Annotated in this window: 18 protein-coding genes; 5 read left to right on the forward strand and 13 right to left on the reverse strand. The window is 49.9% G+C overall.

Annotated elements, in window-relative coordinates; all coding sequences use genetic code 11:
• Window positions 1-48: 48 nt before the first annotated feature.
• Entirely contained in the window at window positions 49-3,468 is a 3,420-nt protein-coding gene (locus tag LN737_RS06770) for a HEAT repeat domain-containing protein (RefSeq protein WP_405517339.1), read from the reverse strand.
• 532 nt (window positions 3,469-4,000) lie between these two features.
• On the opposite strand from LN737_RS06770, the gene lgt reads away from it, so the two are divergent.
• The gene (lgt, locus tag LN737_RS06775) at window positions 4,001-5,011 is read left to right on the forward strand and encodes a prolipoprotein diacylglyceryl transferase (protein ID WP_405517341.1); all 1,011 of its coding nucleotides are present in this window, start codon (window positions 4,001-4,003) and stop codon (window positions 5,009-5,011) included.
• Window positions 5,012-5,385: 374 nt separating this feature from the next.
• Here lgt and LN737_RS06780 read toward each other — a convergent pair whose 3' ends face one another.
• The 9 genes from LN737_RS06780 to LN737_RS06820 all read right to left on the reverse strand — a co-directional run bounded on the left by LN737_RS06780 (window position 5,386) and on the right by LN737_RS06820 (window position 16,345).
• Complete coding sequence (locus LN737_RS06780; protein ID WP_405517343.1) at window positions 5,386-7,011, reverse strand: carboxylesterase/lipase family protein; 1,626 nt, start codon at window positions 7,009-7,011, stop codon at window positions 5,386-5,388.
• Window positions 7,012-7,159: 148 nt separating this feature from the next.
• Window positions 7,160-8,734, reverse strand: coding sequence for a carboxylesterase/lipase family protein (locus LN737_RS06785; RefSeq protein ID WP_405517344.1), 1,575 nt, complete (start codon window positions 8,732-8,734; stop codon window positions 7,160-7,162).
• A 78-nt stretch (window positions 8,735-8,812) separates the two neighbouring features.
• A complete protein-coding gene (locus LN737_RS06790) occupies window positions 8,813-9,700 on the reverse strand; it encodes an alpha/beta hydrolase family protein (RefSeq protein WP_405517346.1) in 888 nt (295 codons plus the stop codon).
• A 10-nt stretch (window positions 9,701-9,710) separates the two neighbouring features.
• Window positions 9,711-10,580, reverse strand: a complete 870-nt coding sequence (locus LN737_RS06795; RefSeq protein WP_405517348.1) for an alpha/beta hydrolase family protein — start codon at window positions 10,578-10,580, stop codon at window positions 9,711-9,713.
• A gap of 109 nt (window positions 10,581-10,689) precedes the next feature.
• Window positions 10,690-11,568, reverse strand: a complete 879-nt coding sequence (locus tag LN737_RS06800; RefSeq protein ID WP_405517350.1) for an alpha/beta hydrolase family protein — start codon at window positions 11,566-11,568, stop codon at window positions 10,690-10,692.
• A 180-nt stretch (window positions 11,569-11,748) separates the two neighbouring features.
• Complete coding sequence (locus tag LN737_RS06805; protein ID WP_405517352.1) at window positions 11,749-13,194, reverse strand: arylsulfatase; 1,446 nt, start codon at window positions 13,192-13,194, stop codon at window positions 11,749-11,751.
• A gap of 25 nt (window positions 13,195-13,219) precedes the next feature.
• Window positions 13,220-14,152, reverse strand: a complete 933-nt coding sequence (locus LN737_RS06810; RefSeq protein ID WP_405517353.1) for a M20/M25/M40 family metallo-hydrolase — start codon at window positions 14,150-14,152, stop codon at window positions 13,220-13,222.
• A 34-nt stretch (window positions 14,153-14,186) separates the two neighbouring features.
• Window positions 14,187-15,689: an alpha-amylase family glycosyl hydrolase gene (locus LN737_RS06815; RefSeq protein ID WP_405517355.1), complete on the reverse strand. Its 1,503-nt coding sequence runs from the start codon at window positions 15,687-15,689 to the stop codon at window positions 14,187-14,189.
• Window positions 15,690-15,751: 62 nt separating this feature from the next.
• Entirely contained in the window at window positions 15,752-16,345 is a 594-nt protein-coding gene (locus LN737_RS06820; protein WP_405517357.1) for a Maf family protein, read from the reverse strand.
• Between the two features lie 107 nt (window positions 16,346-16,452).
• Here LN737_RS06820 and LN737_RS06825 point away from each other — a divergent pair, with 107 nt between their 5' ends.
• From LN737_RS06825 to LN737_RS06840, 4 genes are all read left to right on the forward strand, one after another.
• A complete protein-coding gene (locus tag LN737_RS06825) occupies window positions 16,453-16,989 on the forward strand; it encodes a GNAT family N-acetyltransferase (protein WP_405517359.1) in 537 nt (178 codons plus the stop codon).
• 72 nt (window positions 16,990-17,061) lie between these two features.
• Window positions 17,062-19,098: a hypothetical protein gene (locus LN737_RS06830; RefSeq protein WP_405517361.1), complete on the forward strand. Its 2,037-nt coding sequence runs from the start codon at window positions 17,062-17,064 to the stop codon at window positions 19,096-19,098.
• 104 nt (window positions 19,099-19,202) lie between these two features.
• Window positions 19,203-19,658, forward strand: coding sequence for a MarR family winged helix-turn-helix transcriptional regulator (locus LN737_RS06835; RefSeq protein WP_405517362.1), 456 nt, complete (start codon window positions 19,203-19,205; stop codon window positions 19,656-19,658).
• A 48-nt stretch (window positions 19,659-19,706) separates the two neighbouring features.
• Complete coding sequence (locus LN737_RS06840; RefSeq protein WP_405517363.1) at window positions 19,707-20,276, forward strand: YceI family protein; 570 nt, start codon at window positions 19,707-19,709, stop codon at window positions 20,274-20,276.
• Between the two features lie 38 nt (window positions 20,277-20,314).
• Here LN737_RS06840 and LN737_RS06845 read toward each other — a convergent pair whose 3' ends face one another.
• The 3 genes from LN737_RS06845 to LN737_RS06855 all read right to left on the reverse strand — a co-directional run bounded on the left by LN737_RS06845 (window position 20,315) and on the right by LN737_RS06855 (window position 22,995).
• Window positions 20,315-20,869, reverse strand: coding sequence for a hypothetical protein (locus LN737_RS06845; RefSeq protein WP_405517365.1), 555 nt, complete (start codon window positions 20,867-20,869; stop codon window positions 20,315-20,317).
• Between the two features lie 143 nt (window positions 20,870-21,012).
• A complete protein-coding gene (locus LN737_RS06850) occupies window positions 21,013-21,567 on the reverse strand; it encodes a hypothetical protein (protein ID WP_405517367.1) in 555 nt (184 codons plus the stop codon).
• Between the two features lie 39 nt (window positions 21,568-21,606).
• Window positions 21,607-22,995, reverse strand: a complete 1,389-nt coding sequence (locus LN737_RS06855; protein WP_405517369.1) for an alkaline phosphatase family protein — start codon at window positions 22,993-22,995, stop codon at window positions 21,607-21,609.
• Between the last annotated feature and the right edge of the window lie 111 nt (window positions 22,996-23,106).

Here is a 23,106-nt window from a genome sequence, read left to right on the forward strand (position 1 = left end):
ACAATTGCTTATGCTTTGTATCGATCGTAAGCAATTGTGGGCTATTTGTTAATTCTTCAGCGTTGCCAGAAAACTGATTACGTCCCGAATTTCCCGTTTAGTGAGCAGATACTTCATATCGGGCATACTCGATGGAGCGTAGGTCGTCTTGGCAATCTGGTCTTTTCGAATGGTGAGATCAGGCTCGTCGCCACTTTTCAGCACCAGTTCCGAATCCGTTTCTTTCTGCACGATACCACTGAGCGTTTTGCCGTCTTTCATCTCAAGCGTAGCCGTCCCGAAACCGGGAGCCAGCCGAGCGCTTGGATTAACGACCGCTTCGAGCAGTTGTTCGCGCGTCAGGCGGCTAGCTACCCCATTGAGCCGAGGACCCGCGTTACCGCCTAAATCATCATACGAGTGGCAGCGAATGCATTGAGCGGTTTGGTGCCGGAAGAAAATGCGACGTCCTTTGTCGGGTTCGCCACCGAACAGACTAGCCTGATAGGAAGCCAGAACGGCATCGGGCGACTGTTTGGCTAAGATCGCCTTATACTGGGCGATGAGTTGGGGCGACTTGGTTTCGGTGATGGCTTCTTCCAGTTCAAGGCTCTGTTCGACAGGCAGTTTGCCCGCCGACAGGTCCGCGAGCAACTGGTCGAAAATGGGCTTGGTATTGGCAATCGGTAGTTTCCCCAGCGTTACCAGCGCAGCCTGTTTTTCTTCGGTTGAATGCGTTTTCAGGACATCCGACAATTGAGCAATCATTTGATCTTTGGGCATGCTGGTTTTGCCGATCAGGTCCAGCGCAGCTACCCGTACCCGTTTATCCTTGTCGGCAAGGGCTGTCTCGATGGCTGTGCCAATCTGCTTGTCGTTGAGAGCAGCTAGTGCCCGGAGTGCTTCTTCCCGAATTTCGGCTTCCTTGTCGTTTTTAAGACGATCGATAAGAACAGGACCGGCAGCAGTAATCGATAACTTGCTAATGGCCCGGATGGCACTCCGACGTAGTGGCAGTTCAGAATTTGTCGCCATCGCCGTGTATAGCTGGGCTGATTTGGTCTTAAGCACCGCTGGGTCGCGGGTGATAGGCCCTCTATACCGACCATCAACCCGGTCGAGCAGCGATGGTTTTGCCCAGGTGCTCAGCGCGTCCATGGCTTCGGCACGTAGCGCCACCGGATTTCCATTGCCATTGGTGTATAGAATCAGGTTTTGCATGGCGTCAGCCGTTCCTACCCGCAGGTTGGCGTTGATAGCCCGGCGAATGAGCGGTTCATTGGTAAACTTGGTCGTAGCGAGCACTTTACCCAATGCCGGTAGCGCCTGCGGAATCGACAGGTCGTCGTTGATGCCACGGGCGGCTTCGGTTACGATAAATTCGTCACTATCGTTCAGGAAGTTAGCAATGCCAGGATTGCGCATACGCCGAAGGGCTACCACTGCCGCAATACGTACCGCCCGCGACGAATGACTCGATAACGCAATGATTGGTTCGGCTTTGCCTATACGTGCCATTGCCAGACTGCCCGCATGACGGATATAGGTATCTTCGTCTTTGTTGTTCTCCAGGAGTGTAATCAACGGCTGGATGGCCGGTGCGTACGCAATACGTCCCAGCGCTTCGGCGGCAAAAAAGCGTGTACGGCTGTTCTCATCGTTCAGCATCGGAACCAGCGCCGGACCAGCCGCAACGTAACGCATGTCGCCCAGCCAGCGAGCCGCCTGCGCCCGGATTTCAGCGTCGCTGTCTTTGAGGAGTGGCATAAGGCGCTGGGCGTATTTAGCGTCCTTACGGGCTAACTGACTTAATCCCCAGATGCTGTGAATGCGGGCCAGCTGATGCTCGGTTTGCTGGACCATTTGTCCGAAAACCGTAGCGCCTGCTTCACCCCGCTTCACCAGCTCAAACTGTGCTTTCTGCCGAACGCGCATATCCGCATTTTTCAGATAGCTGCTCAGTTCACTAACGGGTGTTTTACTGAAATTCTGCGCGAGTAATTTTTTCGTCAGAGCCCGCTCTGCCCAGTTGGCGCCATCTTTATCATCAAGCTTCCAGACGCGACCGTAATCTTTGGTATCCCAGCCGTTGATCCAGTCCGCTACGTACATGGCTCCATCCGGTCCGAAATCGATGCCCGTTGCGAGCACGTTGCCCAGGATTTTTTTTGACTTATCCAGCACAAACGACGCACCTTTAGGCTTCAGCGTAAAAGCATGGATACCCGATGCTGCCGGGCTTCCGACAAATTCGGCAATGAAAAACGTATTCTTATACTTCGGACTCAGCGCCGTGCCCGGATTGTAAAGCATGCCTGTAGGGCCGCTGACAAAATTGGCGAGTGGTGGCAGAATATAAGCAGCCTGTCCGTCGAAGCGCGGTTTATACATCTGCTCATCCATCCAGACCTTATAGGTATTGTTCAGCGGGTCGCGGTATTTGCCGTACTGCCAGTTGCTGCGCCAGCCCGTATCAGACCCGTTTACGATGTACACCAGCCGTTCTTTTTCGCCGGGATGGTCGCCGTCGTTGTCTTCGCTAATCAGGTTTCCGTATTCGTCAAAAACAAACTCGTGCGTATTCCGAACGCCATAGGCAAACACTTCAAAGTCACTGCCGTCGGGATTCGACCTGACCACGACACCGCTATTAGGGTGTTCCCACTTTTTACCATCGGGCCCAACACCATTAAAACCAATGTCGCCGATTTGCCAGTAAATACGGCCATCGGGACCCATTTCAACACCCGATAGGCCGTGGCCACTAAAACCGACATGAACACCATAACCGTGTGAGAGCGATTTCTTTTCATCAGGGATACCGTCGCCATTTTTGTCGCGCAACCGCCAGAGGTCCGGGGCTACCGTAACGTACAAATCGTTTCCGTCCGACAAAACGCCACCCATAACGTCGGTAACTTCGTCGTGGAAATCGTTTACGACCATTTTTGACAGATCGGCTACGCCATCACCATTGGTATCTTCCAGCCGGAAAACCTGTTCGCGTTCTACCGTCATGTCGCGCCAGTCGTGCGAACCGTCGCCATTGACGTCTTTAAGCCACTCGTTTTTTTTGCTGTTGGCGGGGGATAGAACCTGGTGCAGAAAAGCCCGTTTATCTTCAACGGTCTGGAGCCGGTTCGATTCGATTTCCCAATCTTGGTGTCCGCGAATATCGAACTCTGAATTTTTCTGACGGTTGGTCCGGGTATAATACAGCCGCCCCTGATCGTCGATGTCGATGGCTATCGGGTCGGACACCAACGAATCGACACCCCACAAATTCAGCGTAAGCCCATCAGCCAGCTGGGGTTTTACCAGTGCTTCAACGGCCTTTGCCATTTCAACGGCTTTTTGGGGCGCCAGCTTTTTGATACGTGACCCAATGGGATCATCCATAAATCCGGTAAGCCCTACCCAGGTAGTCAGGCCAACGGCTGCCAGTGGAAGCAGAGATTGTTGGAGCGGAAAGCGGGTTATTTTTTTCATGTATGAATTGGCACGTCAGGCAAATTGAGTAAGTCAAAGTCAGGTTGTTTGTGTATTCCCAACGGCCAACTGACAAAGTGGCTTTTGAGTCGTTTTTAACTCCCCGACGTTTAAAACTTTTAGTAAGTTAGTCATCAGCCTCTACAAAACCTGCTTTCCTATTGATATTGCGTTGTTCAATACGTTGTAAATGGACTTATTAGATGTTTTGTGACACGCATAGCCGACTTCTTAACTCCACATCTCCGTCCCGTAGCGACCTAATGTTTGTAGAAGAAATACGTTTACCTCCCCTTCTGACAGGTCGCATAGGGATTTGACAAGCAATTGATTGGATTTGGTCGCTACGTGCTGCGAGGCTGGGCGATTTGCTTCTGGTAAGGATGTTTTTTATTGTTCTGTTGAGAAAAGACGTTGATCTGGTAGTATTCAGGCCGTGCCTTACTTGTTAGGTCGCATTTGCCGATTGTTACAAAATCAATTACCTATCTTGCTGTTTCTTAATATAAAGAAGACTGTACCGCAGAAAACTATGCTTCAATACATTACCTGGGATGTTGACCCAGAAATCTTTCACATTGGCTCCTGGCCTGTAAGATGGTATGGCTTACTCTTTGCCGCCGGATTTCTGATCGGCGTTCAACTAATGACGTACATCTTCAAAACAGAGAAAAAACCGCTATCGCATATTGATCCACTGCTGATAACGATGGTCTTGTCAACCATCGTAGGGGCAAGGTTGGGTCATTTTCTTTTTTACGAGCCTACCATGTTTCTGCAAAATCCGTTACGGATTATAACCCCTCCCTTCGAAGGATTGGCGAGTCATGGTGGCATAATAGGCATCGTTATTGGCCTTTGGCTCTACTCACGTCGCCAGTCAAGTCAAACCAGCGGTCAAACGTTTTTGTGGGTTAGTGATCGAATCTGCATTGTGGGGGCTTTAGCAGGGGCCTTTATTCGATTCGGGAATTTAATGAACTCCGAAATTTTTGGTAAACCGACCACTGTACCCTGGGCCTTCGTCTTCATTAGAGATCACGAGTTTAGCCAGGTACCTCGCCATCCTACTCAACTCTACGAATCGTTATCGTACCTGATTTTGTTCATTGGACTGTTCTGGTACTGGAAAAACTACCGTGGCCGGGTGGTATCGGGGACCATGTTGGGTTTTTCTTTGATTTGGGTATTTGGCTTCCGGTTTGTCTGGGAGTTTTTTAAGGAAAATCAGGTAGCCTTTGAAGACACTATGCGTTTGAATATGGGTCAACTGTTGAGCATACCGGCTATTCTGTTCGGCCTGATTTTACTTCTAAGAAATTTTGTCAGACCTGCTTCTCTAATTCCAATTGCTTTGGTTATTCAGTCGTCAAGCCTTTGCTATCAGTGCGATTATAAGTCAGCTTTGCCAGTTTCTGAGCAAGCACCTTCCGACAGATGTGAAACATCGATTTCCAACAAGCAGCCTCTCAAAAAAGGGCATCTTCAGAATAGTATAGCAAGGGTAAAAAAATCGGTTTCTAAAGTGAGTTCATTCGTATAGAATCACTTACGACACCTGCTTGGAAAGGGACAAATTGCTGCCTGTTAGGCTAGTTGTATGAGAGCTTAATAGTTCCTTAGCGAAGTATTCTATAGGAAGTTGTAAAATTTGGAGCGGTTACAAATTGATTGTTCTTTTGATAATGTCGTAGTCGGGACGGCCTCTATCACATAAACTGATTATAGCTTAGTATCGAACCTATTGACAAAGAACTCCGAAGAAGTGATATATACTGTCACTTCTTCGGAGTTCTTTATATTGGAACGCATCTTACTGATACAAAAATAGCACCGCTACACAGTTGTAATCTCGTAAGCAATTTCAAGTATGAAAAGGCCTTTAACAGTAGGTTCCTGTCCCTCTTCAACCCCTCCTTACATCGACTTTCCGCTGGCAATTTCAAGCAGTTCTTTGTCGGGGTGGTTTTTCACCTGGCAGGTGTTATCGAACAGCATCGTAGCGCCGTTTTCGGCGGTGTACTGCGGCCAGTTGGGCAAGCTTTTATTGTTTGGATTGCCGGTGCGGGCAAACGCAATCCAGGCATTACTGATTTTATCGGCCAGCGCATAGGCATCTTTACCGCCCCCCGTCATTTCTTCACACCGGGCGATGTTATTGAAAGCAAACGGGATTTCCATGCAGTGCATTGACTTGTACAGCCCATCGTTTACCGGCGAATTCCAGGTGAACAGGTACATGTAAACGGGCGCAGCGCCCGCAACGGCTTTCTGATTGGCCTGCCGGATAACTCCCGCCCGGAAATTAATATCGATGTTGATGTAATCGGCTGGGCTGGTTGTTTCGGGGTAGGCTTTCTTTACGGCGGCCATGTAGGCATCGGTTTTGTCGCCAATTCGTTTCTGCATCGCTACTTTAGCCGCTTCCATATCAGTTACGCGGTTGGCTGGGTTGAATGGGCCAAATTCGGTTTTGGTTGACCCCACCAGTAGCGGAATGTTTTTGGCGAGTGCCATCGCTGCCGGGTCCGAAATTTGGTAAGGCAGGAAAGTGCCATCATGAATGGGTCCCCAACCGATTCCAAAGCCGGGCTGTCCCTGGCCTCGCAGGCTTTCGTTCACTTTACGTAGTGCTTTCTTTCCGGCTGCGTTCAGGCGCTCGTACGAGATTTTTTGCAGCGAATCGATCTGATTGGGCTGGAAATGCAATTCTTCCAGCAGAGCGGCACTAACTTTCTTGGCTACGTCGGCTTCCGTAAAACTGGTCAGGTAGCTGCCGCTTTGCACGATAGCTTTGTGGAACAAGCCTTTGGCCGATGGGGCATTCATCAGGCTCGTAACTTTTCCGCCCCCGCCCGACTGACCAAAAATCGTTACGTTATTGGGGTCGCCACCAAACTGAGCGATGTTTTGCTTCACCCATTCCAGCGACGAGACCAAATCCATCAGCCCGGCATTAGGCGAGTTTTTGTACTTTTCACCGTACGCTGACAAATCCAGAAAGCCCAGTATGTTCAGCCGGTGGTTGACCGAGACAACCACCACATCACCTTTTTTAGCCAGATTCTCACCATCGTAGGAAGGCAACTCGACGGATGAACCCGCCGTAAAGCCCCCGCCGTGAAACCATACCATGACCGGCCGTTTCTTCGCTTCGGTCAGTTGGGGTGTCCAGACGTTCAGGCTCAGGCAGTTTTCGTTGGTGTAGCCCCAGTCGTGATGAAACGGAAATTCAATTTCGTCGTTCGTTGTCGTGGTTGGGTCCATCGGGCAAACGGGGCCATAGGTCATCGAAGAACGTACACCCGTCCATGAGTTGGGTTTTGATGGCTCCATGAACCGTTCGGCCTTTGCATAGGGAATGCCCTTGAAGGTGAACGTACCGTTGTGAACATAGCCGCGAACTTTACCCGATTCGGTCGGTACAACGGCAATATCTTTCCCCGCCATAATTGGCGCCGACGCTGCTTTGGGCGTTTGCGCTATGGTGAAAAGAGGTAAGGTAAGAGCGGTTAAAGAAAACAGTAGCGCTTTGGTTTTCATTGGGTTTGTAATTATAGGTTGTTTTAAGTAGTAGTCATTGATTGTCATTGGTCATTCGCTTCACTGTTATTAATAGCCAATCCTTGTTTGAGATAATGACAATTAATGACTACCTAATGACAGCGAAGCGAATGACCAATGACCAGTTTTAGCGTTTGCTCATGGATAAGAACATCAAATCCAGCGCGGGGCCGTCGGGTAGTGGCTGCGCAGCGGTTTTATCGCCCAAAACCATAATTTGCTTGTCTTTTACCGAATAGGCGGGCCATTGAGAAAGTCCTTTGCCGTTTGGATTGCCAGTTTTGATGAAATTGGCAAAATAAGCTGACATCGTCCGGGCCAGTTCTGTATCGGTCGGCTCCAGGGGACGTAGCTTGTGGTCGATGAATTTGAGATTGTCGTAGGCGTAGGCGACCTCACCCGTGTGAAAAGCGCCGTAGTGGGCGTACTCGCCCATCGCCGGAACTTTTCGGGTAAATCGATAAACGTACACAGGCTTCCCTTTACGGCTCGCAATGTTAGCCCATGTGTAATTCTGCGCACCAAAGATCATGTCTCTGGAAATCTTCACCTGCGACGCGGCCGCTTCGGCATCCGTGCTGGCCGGGTAGTATTTCAGAAATTGGTCAGCATTTGCGCCGTATTGCTGCTGAATCTGTTTACGATACTCTTCGGCGCTTTTCTTTGGACCGAAAGACATGCCCTCATCTTCGTTCCAGCCCGTCAGCAGCGTTACGTCGTTTTCTTTGCCAGCCGCAAAAATGGCTGGAATAGACTCCGGCAGTACGTATCCGTCAATAATCGGTCCGCGTCCCTGTGCTTTTTTCAGGATTTCGTCAGCGGGTTTAGCGCGGAGTTCGGCCAGCGACGAGGCCCCAAGTGCCTGCGCCATTTTCAGTCCGGCTTCTTCGCCTTGCTGAAGTGTTGGTTGTGAATTGGCAAAGCTGGCGCCACTTTCAGCAATGGCTTTTTTGAACAGCCCTTTGGCTAATGGGGTCGCTACCATGCAATTCACACTCATTGACCCGGCCGACTGGCCCGCGATGGTTACGTTGGCCGGATCGCCCCCGAATTGGGCAATGTTTTTCTTCACCCACTGCAAACCGGCTACCTGGTCCATCAGCCCGTAATTGCCCGATGCCTTATGGCTCGGCGTGGATTCGCCCAGCGTGGATGCGCCCGATTCTTTAGTGAGTTCGGGATGAGCAAAGAAGCCAAACGGCCCGACCCGATAGTTTATGCTGACAAAAACAATGCCTTTTTTGGCGGTAGCCTCACCATCGTAAATCGGGCAGGCAGTTCCTCCGCTCGAAAACCCACCTCCGTAAATCCAGACCAGCACAGGTCGCTTTTCACTGGCCGATTTCGCACCCGACCAGACGTTCAGATACAGGCAATCTTCACTAATGGGCGCTTTCGGAATCAGAAACTCGGCGCTCCACGGACCGAATGGATTCGGCGTTCCCTGTACCGGACTTGGTCCGAATGCATCACACTTCCGAACGCCTGTCCAGGACGTAACGGGCTGGGGTGCCTTCCAGCGTAAGTCACCAACGGGCGGAGCGGCAAACGGAATTCCCCGGAAAATATGTACGTCGCCGTCCTGATTGAGCGTACCGGAAATCAGTCCGCCCTCAACCTTTACCGTGTCGAAATCCTTCGTTGAGGTAAAAGCGGCTGCTCCAAGCAGACTCAGCAAGAAAAGAGAAAGAACTGTTTTCATTAACGATTTAGGGTTGTGGTCATTTGCTTGTCGACTGTTTTTCGATTGCTCGTCCGCAATTGCATCACGGACGAACGCTTAAGGGATTGCTACTTGATTCGCTTTCAGAACTTTGCTGAAAAACAAGACCTGATACGGTAGCGAATTTTCCCAGTATTCCCAGGTATGGGCGCCGGGTCGTTCGGTATAGTCGTGTGGGGTTTTGTTTTCCATAAGCTGCTGGTGTAGCTCCCGATTGCCTACGATCAGAAAGTCATCAACACCGATGTCGAAAATTAGTGGGAGACCATTTTTCTTCAACTGGTCGGCCAGAGTAACCATTGTGTAACCTGGATAGGGCGTATCGCCTTCTTTTGGTGGGCCCAGCAGCTTAGAAAAATTCTCCGAGCGTGATTTGGCAAATTCAGCAGGTACTTTCCAGGTAGCCGTATTGATGTTCATGACGCCACTCATGCTTCCGGCCGCGCCATACAAATCAGGATGCCGACTTGAGATGAACATGGCCCCGTGCCCACCCATACTCAAACCCGCTATGATCCGCCCCTTACGGTCGCGAAGGGTGCGGTACGTATTGTCGATCTTGTCAATCAGTTCTTTTGAAATGAATGTTTCGAACTGGCTGGTTTTTACGAGCGGACTATCGAAATAATAGCTTGTTGGATCGCCATCGGGCGTAACGATAATCAGGTTGTACTGATCCGCCAGCCGATGGAGTAAGGTCTTATCAGCCAGTTTGGTTAACCAGTCGCGGAAACTTCCGGTGCCACCATGAAGCAGGTAGAGGACCGGAAAGGGGGTAGCGTCCCGCTTTTTAGCGTTGACGTATCGTTCCGGCAGTACAACTGCCGCCCGTAAGGTCCGATTCATACTGGCGCTTGAAATATCCAGTGTATCGACCTTGGCGGCTAATGATTGTATGGCTAAAAGCCAGCTAATCGCAAACACGAAAAGTTTAGTCTGTTTCATTAATGACGGCTTATTGAGTAATCGAGCCATTTTCTTTCAGGACGTTGTGGAAAAACAGGGCATGGTTTGGTAATGAATTTTGCCAGTACTCCCAACTGTGTCCGCCAGGGCGTTCGCTGTAATCGTGAGGGGTTTGGTTGAAGACGAACCGACGGTGTAATTCCCGGTTCGGTTCGATCAGGAAGTCATCGACGCCACAGTCAAAAATCAGTTTCTGACCATTGGCTTTCAACCTATCAGCCAGATTAATCACTGAGAACGTCGCGTAGGTATCCGGCACCTGCTCGATAGGTCCCAGTATTTTCTCAAACTCCTGTTTAATGCCTTTAGCCATATCGGGTGGCAGTTTCCAGCTTTGCATGTCGGGGTTAAGCGCGCCACTCATGCTACCGGCTGCACAGTAGAGGTCGGGGTGACGGGCGGCCAGCAAAAGCGACCCGTAGCCTCCCATCGACAGACCTGTAATGACCCGTCCTTTACGGTCGCGTATGGTCCGGTAGGTATTGTCCAGTTTAGAAATGACTTCTTTGGTCAGATACGTTTCAAACTGGCTGTCTTTTCGGACCGGACTATCGAGGTAGTAACTGAATACTTCCCCTTCCGGCATGGCAATGATGAGATTGTACTGATCGGCCAACCGCTGAATCAGATTCTTATCAGGCGATTTGGTGATCCAATCATTGAAATGGCCGTATCCGCCGTGAAGGAGGTACAACACCGGATAATTAGCTTTGCTTTTTGCGTAGGACTCAGGCAATACAATCACCGCCCGCATGGTCCTTTGCATAACGGTACTTGGCACATTCAGCGAATCGACTTTGGCCGCCATCGAGGCCAACGTAACAAAGAAGCTAAGGCCAAAAAGAAGCGTTTTGATCATCGTAGCAGAGTTTTATGTGTTTCCAGCATGCTCATCCGCAATACAATCGCAGACGAGCACGAATAGCAACTAATGACTTAATGACCAATGACGGTCATGACCAACCGTATCATTGAGCGATTGTGCCGTTGGCTTTCAGGACTTTCTGGAAAAACAGGACGTGGTAGGGCAGCGAATTCTGCCAGTAATCCCAGGTATGTCCACCCGGATGTTCGGTATAATCGTGCTCAACTTTGCTATAGACCAGTCGGCGGTGTAGTTCGCGGTTTGGCTCGATCAGGAAATCGTCGACACCGCAGTCAATGATGATTTTTTGGCCGTTGGCTTTGATCTTGTCGGTCATGTACACCACTGAGTTTGCGGCATAATTGTCGGGAGTTGACCCCATTGGTCCGAGAATACGACTGAACTGCGGCTCAATACGTTGTTCAAAACCGGGATCAAGGCGCCAGGTCTTGTAGTTCAGATCGACAGCTCCGCTCATGCTGCCAGCTGCACAGTAAAGCTCAGGATGCCGGGTGGCAAGATATAAGGCACCATGACCGCCCATGCTCAAACCCGTTATGACCCGGCCTTTCTTATCGCGAATGGTACGGTACGTATTGTCGATTTTGCCAATTACCTCTTTGGTCAGGTACGTTTCGAACAGATTGTCTTTTTGCGTCGGACTATCCAGATAACCACTGAGCCGATCACCTTCGGGCATCACCACAATCAGATTATACTGATCCGCCAGTTTATGAATCAGCATCTTATCCGGTGTTTGTTTGAGCCAGTCGCTAAATTGACCACCTCCGCCGTGAAGCAGGTACAGAACAGGGTAGGTTGTCTTGCTCTTCGCATACGATTCCGGAAGTACGACTGCTGCCCGCATACTTCGGTTCATAGCAGCACTCGGTACGTCCAGCGTGTCGACTTTAGCGCTGAACCCCAGAAGTGGTAAAACAAGGAGCGTTGCACAGATTAAAAAACGAGTAGTGTTCTTCATGGTTGACAACTGTAAGTCAGTGGGTAAGGGCAATAGCTGGTAAGAGCCTATTTGAAAATGGGCCATTGTGTCAAAAATACATAAAGATACGTTTTGCTAAAAACCTACAGGATGTTTTTTGTAAAATTTAAGGAGAGAATAGACTTATGGTAACGAAGAAGTGCGCCTAGGCGGGGACCACTACCGATTAGCCGCTGACTCCTTGCCAAATGGAAATAAAGGGGAGGCTACGTGAGATTGAGTCATCAACTGGCTGAGCTCTTTGGCTTTATCTGGATACTGGGCGGCAATATTATGCGCTTCGGCCAGATCCTTCGACAGATCATACAGTTCAACAGATCCGTTGGGGTTGGTTGCCGCCTGCAAACGAACGGCTTTCCAGTTGCCCTGCCGCACTGCCTGTCGTCCGCCGTTTTCGTGAAATTCCCAATACAGATAATCGTGCTTTTTCTGCGTGCCTTTTCCCGTAAGCGAAGACACAAACGAAATGCCATCAATATAAGCCGGGGTTTGGGCACCCGCTAATTCGGTAAAGGTGGGCAGCAGATCCCAGAAAGCGCCGACGTAGTCGCTTTTTGAGCCCGGTTTGAGGACACCCGGCCAGCGGGCAAAAAACGGTTCTCGAATGCCCCCTTCATATAAATCGCGCTTGACGCCCCGAAGTCCACCACTGCTGTTAAAAAAGGTGGGATCGGCTCCCCCTTCAATATGTGGGCCATTATCGCTCGTAAAAATGACCAGGGTGTTCTGATCGAGGCCTTTTTCTTTTAGTTTCGCCATGACCTGCCCAACGTACCAGTCGAGCCGCCCGACCATAGCCGCGAACGTAGCATGCGGGTAGGCTTGTGAAGTGTAACCGCCGGTTTTGGCATCAGGGCCGTAATCGGCACCTTTGAACGGTTTTTCCTCAAACTTTCCTTTGTAATGCGCAAACAAACTATCGTCAGGTACCAGCAATTCCGCGTGAGGCAGAATGTAAGGCAGAAACAGGAAAAAGGGCTGTTTTCCATCGCGGGCATCCAGAAAGCTAAGCGCTTGTTTCTGAATGATATCGGGCGCGTACTCCTTAGCCTGACGCAGATTTTCATTGCCTGATAATAGAACCTTCTGATTGTTGTTCCAGAGGTGATCGGGATAGTAGCGATGCGCCAATGACTGGCAATTGTAGCCGTAAAAGCGGTCGAAGCCCTGCCTGTTTGGATCCCCTTCCGAACCCACCGGACCCAAACCCCATTTGCCAAAGGCGCCCGTTACGTAGCCCGCCCGCTGCAACAGCTCGGCAACCGTTGTGACCGAATCGGCAATGGGTTCCTGGCCTTCGGGTTCTACGCTTTTGTTGCCTCGTACGTACGTATGGCCCGTGTGTTGCCCGGTCATCAGCGACGACCGCGAGGGGGCACAAACCGACGTACCGGCGTAAAACTGTGTAAAATGCATACCTTCCTTCGCCAGCCGGTCGATATTAGGCGTCCTGATCAGCTTTTGCCCGTTTATCCCCACATCGCCATACCCCAGATCATCGGCAAGGATAAAAACGATATTAGGCCGTTTGGGTGTTTGAGTCTGTGCGTTAACAAACGTACTTACAGCGACAAGAGCGAGGAGATAGCAAGTGAATTTTTTCATAACTGTGATGAACGTAGTGACAGCGTTACTTGACCGACGTAAACGTCATTTTAGCTAACCGCATGGCGTTTTCGAGTAATCTGATCTCCAGTTGGAGGATGGCTTCTTCTGATTGAGCATCGATTTTATCGGGATCATCGCCGGGTTTGTGATAGTCGGGATGGCCCCCCGTGTGGAAGAACAGAACGGGAATCTGTTTGGCATAAAAAGCCGCATTGTCGGAGCCGCCGTTGCCGGCCCGATCCGTAAAAAACTTAATCGAGCTTGTAACCTCCTTAAAAACTGTTGGCCAGGCATCACTGGTACCGTAGCCACCAATGCCCACACCCCGTTCAGGATTGTAACGACCAATCATGTCCATGCAAACCATGAAGTTCATTCTTTCGAGAGGAAGTGTCGGATTGTTCAGAAAATAACGGGAACCCTGCAAGCCCAACTCCTCAGCACCAAAGGCCATGAACAGGAAATTATACGGTTCCTTTACGTTGTTTTGGCTAAAATACCGAGCCATTTCCAGCAATCCGGCCACGCCCGATGCATTATCGTCGGCTCCGTTGTGAATTTTTCCCTGTGGCAGTGAATCCAGCGAACTGCCCTGGCGGCCCAGACCCAGATGATCGTAATGAGCGCCGATTACAATCGTATAAGCGGCATCGTTGTTCAGAAAGCCAATGACATTAGCCGCTTTACGCAGGCTGTCTGGTACAACAATACGTCGGACTTTCGCCGTAAACGGCTGATAAAATCTATCTGTTCCCAGCGGTGTCAGACCGTACTTTTTGAACTGTTTTTCAACGTAATGAGCGGCTTTGGCATTTTCGGGGCTCCCGGTTCCCCGGCCCTGCATCTTATCTGAAGCGAGATAACGAATGTGCTGGCTAATGCGTTTGGCGGATGGGGTTTGGCCAAACGTCAGGGTGGTTAGTAAGAGTAGCAAAAAAAGAACGTAATTTTTCATCAACAGTTGCTGGTTTAACATCGAACAGGCCACATCATTCAACCACTACGCACGAATAAGCCGGTACCAGTACGTGGTCGGCTTTGAAGGAACTCCCCGGTACTGTCTCGAACAAAAGCTGATGACACCAGTATTCGTCGGGCGATAACACAACGTCGATAGGCTTACCCGTCAGGTTATGAATCACCAGTACCCGCTGCCCGGTTGGTGAATATCGTACAAAGGATAATGTCCCCTGTTGCCGAATACCCGTTTGTTTCAGACGACTCAGGTTGTCGTTCAGAACGGGATGGCTGTTCCGGTATTGAATCAAGGTCTTGTAATGCGTAAACAGTGAATTCGGGTCGGCTTGTTGCTCCGCCAATGGGCGGACAGTCTGACTGGTGGTGTATTTACCGCGTCGCCAGCGGGTACGTTGTGTGTCGCGGGAGCGGATATCCCACAGGAACGGTTCGCGCAGATTTTCGTCGGGTTTCATCCCAAGCATACCAATTTCTTCGCCGTAATACACATACGGCAATCCCGGTAACGTAAGCAGCAGATTCGCGGCTACTTTCAACTGGTCAGTATTGCCTTTCAGTAAACTGCCGATGCGGTTCTGATCGTGGTTGGATAGGATCAGCGCATCAATAAACTCTTGATTAACAACACTGAACGTAGCGTGCACATAGGCCAGAAACTCAATCAGATCCTCCGTGTCGTCTTCCTGTCGAACAATTTCCTCGATCATGAGCCGCAGGTCGAAGTTGAAATTTGCCTTCAGGCCCCGGAAGTAGGGAGCAATACGCTCCGGGCGCGTCCAGACCTCCCCAACCGTATATGCTCCCGGCTTCGCGGCTTCGACCACTTGCCCGAACTGCTGCCAGAATTCGTGGTTTTTCGGTTCCTCAGATTCGCGGTAAAGATGGCGGGCGGCATCCAGCCGAAAGCCATCGACTCCAATGTCATTGAGCCAGTACCGGGCAATATTGAACACGTCTTCCCGCACAGGCGGGTGGTCAAAATTGAGGTCGGGCATACCACTCCAGAACATACCGTAATACTTCTCCGGATACGTAGCGCCACGGGGTGAATGCCAGGGATTTCGCTCGCCCGAATCGGCCGTAATGTCGCGGGTAGCCAGCTTCCGGGCACGAATTTCGTCGGGATGAAGCCATTTATAGTAGTTCCAGTACGGATTGTCCGGGCCTTTAGCGGCCTCACGGAACCACGGATGCTGGATGCTGGTATGATGCAAAACCAGGTCGATGATCACCGCGATGCCCCGCTGGTGCGCTTCGTGAACAAGCCGCCGAAAATCGTCCAGCGTACCGTATTCCGGGTCAATGCCATAATAATCTGTTACGTCATATTTGTGGTAACTGGGCGATGGACTAATGGGCATGAGCCAGATAGCCGACACGCCCAGATTTTTCAGGTAATCGAGGTTGTTTGTGACCCCGTTCAGATCGCCAATGCCATCCCCATTGGAATCGGCAAACGAACGAACAAAGATCTCATAGTGAACACCAGTATGGCCGATAGGGGATGATTTCATAACTTAATGAGCGAATGAATGAAAGAGTGCAACGCGACTGTCTGAAATATTCTTTCGCTCATTCACTCGTTCGCTCTGTCAGGCATTGAAAAGGGCTTCAACGCCTGATAAACTAAATGCGTTGGCAGACCCATTACGGTGTAAAACGAGCCATCGAGCCGTTCGATGCCAACTAGCCCAATGAAATCCTGAGCCCCATAGGAGCCGGCTTTGTCAAAAGGTTTGCATTCGCGGATGTAGTACGTAATCTCGTCGTCGGTCAGGCTGGCAAACTGAACAGTTGTTTCATCCGTAAAGGAAATCATAGTCTCCGGTGCCAGTATGCATACCCCCGTTCGAACGCGGTGTGTACGTCCAGACAACATCTGTAGCATCCGTCGCGCATCGGCTTCGTCCAGCGGTTTGTTCAAAATCTGATTGTCCAGGATAACGACTGTATCAGCGCAGAGAACAATTCGATTTCCCAAATCGGCCCGAAATTGCTCTGCTTTATGGCGAGCCAGGTATTCAGCCACATCATTGACCGGCATATCGTCGGGAAAGAACTCATCGGTTGGCCGGGTTTCGATGGCGAATGAAAAGCCAGCGTCGGTCATTAGTTGTTTTCGGCGGGGCGAGCCGGATGCCAGCACAAGAGGGTAACGTAATGAAAGCACGAAACGAAGAGGAGAATGATGAATAGAAAACTAATGGGCGCAAATTTCGTGGTATATTCGTAATTCGTCATCTTCGGGTCATCACTCATTCACTAATTTTTAGTCCTTTGATCATTCGACTTGCCACAGTTTCCGACGCAGAACAGCTGACGGAACTGGCTGCCACTACCATGCGTGAGGCTTTCGGGCCACCTTATAACCCCGCCGAACTGGTGGAGGAGTACGTTCAGTCGGCCATTACGCTTCCTTTGCTGGAAACCGAACTAGCCGATTCCCGATCGACGTTCTTTCTGGCGTCATTGCCAAATGGTACACCCATAGGATATGCCAAGCTGCGCCGGGCGACACCCCCTCGCCGAATGCCTGAACCGTACCGTCGGGCCAGTAACGCCATCGAGATTCAGCGAATCTATATTTTGCAGGCGTATATCGGTCAGGGACAGGGCCGTCAGCTAATGGAGTACTGCCTCGACTGGGCGCGTAAGCAGGGATACGGCGCTGTGTGGCTGGGTGTCTGGGATCGTAATCAGCGTGCTCTTGCCTTTTACGAAAAAATGGGATTTACCCGATTCGGGTATCACTATTTCCAGTTTGGCTCAGAACGGCAGCGCGATTTCTGGCTTCAGAAACAATTAATAGCTTAACTCGTTGATGCTGAAAGTTATTCATTAAACCTTTTGTATTGAATAGCTTCTAATGAACGTTGTTAGTAACCCATGAATCGACTTCGTCCGAACGCATTTTTAGTAGAATTACGCCATTGGCTGGTGTGCCTGCTACTTTGTATCGGATGGAGCGGTACTGTCGTTGCGCAGCAGGAGCCTATCAAGCCCAAAGAAATCAATAAATCGCCGGATACTCTCCATATACTGGACCCATACCTTATTCGAATCCGGCCGCCTGGCGCCGTCGAGCGCGGGGCCACGGATTCGCTGGCAACCCCTTTGTCGAAAGCCGTAGCCGATAGTGTGCTGACGCAGCGCGACAGCGTTTTTTATTCCAAATTGAAAGCGAACATGTACAAACATCGGCTGACACGTCAGTTGTATGATGTCATTTTTCAGGATGTATACAACAGCCGTATAAAGACCGGTGAGGTTAGTCAGCTTGAGGTAAATCCGTTCAATGCCTTTGAGGGACGTATCATTGGCAATATCTATATCCGTCGACTCTCGGTATTTGGTCAGACGGTGTATGATACGTTACGCAATCCGGCCAACTGGATCGAACGATCTGCCAACAGGCTGCATACGAATACACGCGAACACGTGATTCTACGGTCCTATCTGCTTTTTCAGCAGGGCGACGTCGTGAATCCCACGGTTTTGCGCGATAACGAGCGTCTGTTACGGAGTACGTCGATTTTTCATGATGCCCGGATTCTGGTCGTACCCCATCCCGGCAGCAGGCAGTTTGTGGATGTGTATGTTATTACGCAGGATGTGTGGTCGCTGCTTCCGAACGGCGGCTTTGGCGGCTTTACTAACTTTAGTGTTGGATTCGATCAGCTTAATTTTCGGGGGTTAGGCCACCAGCTTTTTGCGCAGGTAGCCTTCAATAGTAGAGATCCGCGCCAGAAAGTTGAATACCAGGCACGATACCGTGTTCCGTTTATCGGGAAGACGTTCATGACGGCCGAGGCTAACCTATTGTACCTGCGGGATCTGAAACAGGTGTCTTTTAAGCTGTACCGACCTTTTCTGACGCCGGACATGAAATACGCCGGTTCTATTGAGGTAAACCACACCCAGATTAATAACCGGGTCGTCGATCGAAATGACAGCGTCATCTTTGTCCCGCTCACCTACAATTATTCCGATGTCTGGATTGGTCGGTCCTTCCGGTTATTTTTTCGGCAGAGCAACTCTGATGAGCAGGGCCGTTCCCGACTCACGATTGCCTTACGGAATACGAATTATGAGTATCTCAAGCGTCCCGACGTAACGGCCGATACCAATCAAATTTATCAGGATAGCCGGACAACGCTGTTTAGTATCGGATATTCCCGGCGTAAATACGTTCGCGACGTACTGATCTACGGTTTCGGACGTACCGAGGACGTACCGGTCGGGCAATCGGTCGTTGGTATTATGGGGTACGACAATGCGGAGCTCGGACAACGCTTGTATACGGGCATCAATTTCTCTCAGGGTAAATACGTTCGTCGGATGGGCTATCTCTACGGGCTGGTCAGCCTGGGCGGATATAGCCGTCAGGGAAAGATTGAGCAGGGCGTTTTTTCGTTTGAATCCAATTACTTCAGCCCATTGATGAAAAGCAGATGGGGGAATATGCGGCACTTCTTCAATACGCGGTTTACAACCGGTATCAATCGTTTCAGCAACGAATACGTCTCGCTGGGTGGGAGTGGTGCAGGTATCAATACCGATGGCATTGGTATTAACACCGACGCCCTGCGGGGCACCAAACGCTGGTTTATCAATTATGAGAACATCCTGTTTTCGCGGCTGAACCTGATTGGTTTCCGGGTCGCTTTCATTACGTTCGCTAATCTGGGCCTGGTGAGCTTTCCCGACCGGGCCTTATTGCGCGGCCCACTCTATCAGGGGTACGGAATCGGTTTCCGACTCCGCAACGAAAACCTGACCTTTAATAGTTTTCAGATTCGTTTGGCGTATTACCCTAATATTCCAAACAACTCTATACCCTTCCGACAGGCCTTCGAAGGGATTCCCACCTTACGGTTCCGTGATTTTGACGTTTCTGCGCCCCAGATTATTCCTTATCAGTAATATCAGTAAGTTAATTAATCATCAGAAAGAAAAAGGAATAAATGTATTAAAAATAACTACATATAATGTTTGTACATTAAATACATTTGCATTATCTTTGTAGCATGTCTATCGAAACTGACATTAAACAAACGACTCCATTTAGAACGCCTTACCATCGGGTCATGGTCAATCTGATATATACCAGCAACTGGATCTCAGATAGTCAGATGCGCGTGCTAAAACCGTTTAAGCTCACCTTGCAGCAATACAATGTATTGCGAATTCTGCGAGGGCAGTATCCGAGTCCAATTAAAGTAGCGGACATTACCGAGCGCATGCTTGACAAAATGTCGAATGCATCGCGATTGGTAGATAAGCTGGTAGCCAAGAAACTCGTACAACGTACCGAGTGCCCAAGCGACCGGCGGGCCGTTGATGTAATTATTACGGATAAAGGTCTGGAGCTACTCAATAAACTGGATGCAAGCCAGACTGAATGGTCTGATTTACAGAAGCAAAAGCTAACTGAAGAAGAAGCTATTTTGCTCAGCCAACTGCTTGACCGCCTGCGGTCTTGATGTATTACGTGTATTTTATTTTTTAGTTTTATTAATCGTTTACAACACATGAAAAAAGTAATTCTGGCCGCTGCCCTGCTGTTTTCGTCAGCTGGCGCCTTTGCGCAAAACTGGACACTGGACAAAGCGCACTCCAACCTGGGCTTCACCGTTACGCACATGATGCTATCGGAAGTAGATGGAAAATTCCAGGATTTCGACGTGAAAATGACTTCGAACAAACCTGATTTTACCGATGCTCAGATCGAATTAACCGCCGACGTAAGCAGCGTGAATACCAATCAGGAAAAACGCGATGGCCACCTGAAAAGCCCCGATTTTTTCGATGCATCGAAATATCCAACGCTGAGCTTTAAAAGTAAGTCGATCAGTAAAGTATCGGCTAACAAATACAAACTGATGGGCGACCTGACCATGCACGGCGTAACGAAGCCGGTAACGCTGGATGCCGTCATCAATGGCCCGGTTACCAACCCAATGAACAAGAAAACGCTGGCTGGTTTTAAAGTAAGTGGTGAAGTAAAACGCGCTGACTTTACGGTAGGAACAGTTCCAACAGCTGTGGTTAGCGATGAAATTGCTATCCGCGCCAGCGGTGAACTGGTGAAAGCCAACTAATTTACCTGGCCTCTTTTTATGCCCCTGACGCCTTAACGTCAGGGGTTTTTTATGTCAGAAAATAAGCGCACATTACTCGCTTTCCTTTTTTTGAGCGTCTGGATCACTTTGCCGTTTTCGACAAGCCGGGTTCGTAACACGGTTTGTTTCGGTACGGCTACGAGCAGCATGGGCTGCGTGGTAAACGACTGCGGATTATGGGTGAACGTCGTGTCGGTCAGGCGGATATACCGTATGGTGAGGGTTGAATCCTGAACAAATACTTTGCTGATCGAAAGGCGGGGCGGTTTGTTGGTGGCAGGAAGCGTAACGCCAATGACCATATCTTTGGAAAAATTGGCTACATCCGGTTTTCGGGTTCCGGTTGTAGCCGGCTTGAAAACCTGGCTGAACGTATCAGCCTGTTCAAACACAAACAGCGTGGGTTTTCCTTTATTAACAGGCGCGTCGTCGCTGAGCAGATAGCCGTTGAGCAACCGATAAGTCAGATTCAGCTGAGCGATACTTAACGCGCTAACAAACAGGGTAATAACTAAGATAAATAAGCAAACAAACGAACGGAATCGACGATTGATGAAGGCAAAAAGAGGCATAATCAGACACAAACGCTACTTGAACACTATCTTTTTAACGACTGACTACCCGATTAGGTGTATGTGCGTTGAAAAAATACGTACCGTCTGATGCCAAATTTAATCCGTCGATATACCGTAATGAACTAGCTGAAACCAGAGAGTTATTTTTGATCGTCTGTGGCAACAAGGGGATTCCGAATGTTCATGCCTGCCACATTAAAGCATGAATTTTGGTTGTCGCTCTTGCATTCAAACAGATCGAAGCTCTCTACTCCCTTATCCAGCCGTTCAAAATACAGGATAAACGATACTTTTTCGTCGTTCTTGATCTCACGCGAATCGGGCGTCATCGGAATACCTTCCGTTTTCACAAGGGAGTAGGTGCGCTTCCCATCTGATGACGCCAGAACGGCTTTCGGATTAAACGAAATGCTGCTGGTGCCGTAATAATTGCTGTATCGGTCGTTTTGATCTTTTGCGAAGGTCAGGTACAAAACCGTGTAGCTAGCTGTCAGCCGGATATCCGTTACGCGGATATCGGGGTCCTGTGAGTGCCCCAGCCCGCCCTGCGGATCAGGGTACAGACGAGGTTGTACTACGGCCGAAGGCTGGCTGGTCTGGTAATATTCGGCTCCATCAGCCGGCGCATTCACCTTCGGCAGCCGATGGGATGCACAGGCTGAAAACAACAGAAAGAGGGCGAAGTAGGCTTTCATGGAGTTAAGTTACAGGCTTTCGCCTAAATAACCAATAACCTACTTCGTCTGTTTTTCCAGTTTCTCAACGGCCAGCGTCTCCCAGATTTTATCGTAGACATCAATGGCTGATAGCGAGTTACCTACCTGTTGATTGCTGACATAAACCGGATGGTGTTCGCGGGCCGTACCTACCCGCCCGTGCGACCCTTTGACCAACGTAGCATCCAGCGAAATTACGTTCATCAAGTACCGGAAACCGAGCAGTTTGCGACCCAGCTTATACCCCGCCTTTAGTTTAATCATCGGGTTGGTCTGATCCATAAACATCTCCACCGGATCGTAGCCGGGTTTCTGGTGAATGGCGACCAGACGGGCGTAGTCTGGCGCACGCGCATCATCGAGCCAGTAATAGTACGTAAACCAGCTGTCGGCGTCGGCCATAACAACCAGATCACCGGAACGTTCGTGGTCGATGTGGTATTTCTTCTGCTGTTCTTTATCCAGCACCAGTTCAATGCCCGGTGTCTTCTCCAGCAGCGAACGTACTTTATCGAATACGGTCGGGTCATTGATGTACACGTGAGCGATCTGGTGATCGGGTGTGGCAAAGGCGGGCGATGCGCCTGCATCAAACACCTCCAGTCCACGCTCTTCCCGATACCGAATCATCCCGGCTTCACGCAGAATTCGGTTAATGTGTATAGGTTTATTTACGTTCGTGATCCCGTATTCCGACAATACAATGACTTCGGCCCCCTGTTTTTCGTAAAACTGAATCAGGTCGCGGCATACGTCGTCGATTTCGCGCAGATCATTGGCAATTTTTGTAAAATCCTGCCCGAACTTTTGCAGGCAGTAATCCAGATGCGGCAGGTAAATGAGAGTAAGCGTGGGATTATGCCACTGATCGACAAGCATCGACGCGTCGGCAATCCAGCGGCTGCTTTTGATGGTTGTCGCTGGTCCCCAGAACTGAAACAGCGGGAACGTACCTAATTCTTTCTGCAACTTATCACGCAGGTCGCCGGGGTGGGTGTAGCAATCCGGAATTTTCAGGCCGTCGGATGGGTACTGCGGGCGTGGGGTGGCCGAATAGTCAGCCGAAGAGTACATGTTGTACCACCAGAACATTTTCGAGACCGTGAAATTCGGGTCTATCTTTTTCGCCCGTTCCCAGATTTTCTCACCTGCAACCAGTTTGTTCGACTGCTTCCAGAATTTCACCTCCGAATCAACGCGGTCGTACCAGCCATTGCCGACTATACCCGTTTCGCTCGGCCATTTACCCGTTACGTAGGTCGACTGCACGGATGTAGTCAGGGCCGGCAGCATAGGATCGATGGTAGCCTGATGCTTACCCGCAAACCACTGTTTTAGAAAAGGTGTATGTTCGCCAACCAGCGAGTAAGATAAACCAACAACGTCGAGTACTACGGTCTTTTGCATGGTTACATTCAGGGGAGAATCTTCTGTAAATTTATAGGTTCTTCCGGGAAAGTTATCCGGCTTCCGGCAGCTGAACCTAAAGAATTTTTGGTCTACTGTGCCGTCATTACG

The sequence above is a fragment of the Spirosoma sp. KNUC1025 genome (genome assembly GCF_045160025.1).
GTDB lineage: Bacteria > Bacteroidota > Bacteroidia > Cytophagales > Spirosomataceae > Spirosoma.

What these genes read in the sequence shown, in the direction of transcription:
- LN737_RS06770 (WP_405517339.1), bottom strand. Translation starts at nt 3,468, where the DNA reads ATGAAAAAAATAACCCGCTTTCCGCTCCAACAATCTCTGCTTCCACTG.
- lgt (WP_405517341.1), top strand. Translation starts at nt 4,001, where the DNA reads ATGCTTCAATACATTACCTGGGATGTTGACCCAGAAATCTTTCACATT.
- LN737_RS06780 (WP_405517343.1), bottom strand. Translation starts at nt 7,011, where the DNA reads ATGAAAACCAAAGCGCTACTGTTTTCTTTAACCGCTCTTACCTTACCT.
- LN737_RS06785 (WP_405517344.1), bottom strand. Translation starts at nt 8,734, where the DNA reads ATGAAAACAGTTCTTTCTCTTTTCTTGCTGAGTCTGCTTGGAGCAGCC.
- LN737_RS06790 (WP_405517346.1), bottom strand. Translation starts at nt 9,700, where the DNA reads ATGAAACAGACTAAACTTTTCGTGTTTGCGATTAGCTGGCTTTTAGCC.
- LN737_RS06795 (WP_405517348.1), bottom strand. Translation starts at nt 10,580, where the DNA reads ATGATCAAAACGCTTCTTTTTGGCCTTAGCTTCTTTGTTACGTTGGCC.
- LN737_RS06800 (WP_405517350.1), bottom strand. Translation starts at nt 11,568, where the DNA reads ATGAAGAACACTACTCGTTTTTTAATCTGTGCAACGCTCCTTGTTTTA.
- LN737_RS06805 (WP_405517352.1), bottom strand. Translation starts at nt 13,194, where the DNA reads ATGAAAAAATTCACTTGCTATCTCCTCGCTCTTGTCGCTGTAAGTACG.
- LN737_RS06810 (WP_405517353.1), bottom strand. Translation starts at nt 14,152, where the DNA reads ATGAAAAATTACGTTCTTTTTTTGCTACTCTTACTAACCACCCTGACG.
- LN737_RS06815 (WP_405517355.1), bottom strand. Translation starts at nt 15,689, where the DNA reads ATGAAATCATCCCCTATCGGCCATACTGGTGTTCACTATGAGATCTTT.
- LN737_RS06830 (WP_405517361.1), top strand. Translation starts at nt 17,062, where the DNA reads ATGAATCGACTTCGTCCGAACGCATTTTTAGTAGAATTACGCCATTGG.
- LN737_RS06835 (WP_405517362.1), top strand. Translation starts at nt 19,203, where the DNA reads ATGTCTATCGAAACTGACATTAAACAAACGACTCCATTTAGAACGCCT.
- LN737_RS06840 (WP_405517363.1), top strand. Translation starts at nt 19,707, where the DNA reads ATGAAAAAAGTAATTCTGGCCGCTGCCCTGCTGTTTTCGTCAGCTGGC.
- LN737_RS06845 (WP_405517365.1), bottom strand. Translation starts at nt 20,869, where the DNA reads ATGCCTCTTTTTGCCTTCATCAATCGTCGATTCCGTTCGTTTGTTTGC.
- LN737_RS06850 (WP_405517367.1), bottom strand. Translation starts at nt 21,567, where the DNA reads ATGAAAGCCTACTTCGCCCTCTTTCTGTTGTTTTCAGCCTGTGCATCC.
- LN737_RS06855 (WP_405517369.1), bottom strand. Translation starts at nt 22,995, where the DNA reads ATGCAAAAGACCGTAGTACTCGACGTTGTTGGTTTATCTTACTCGCTG.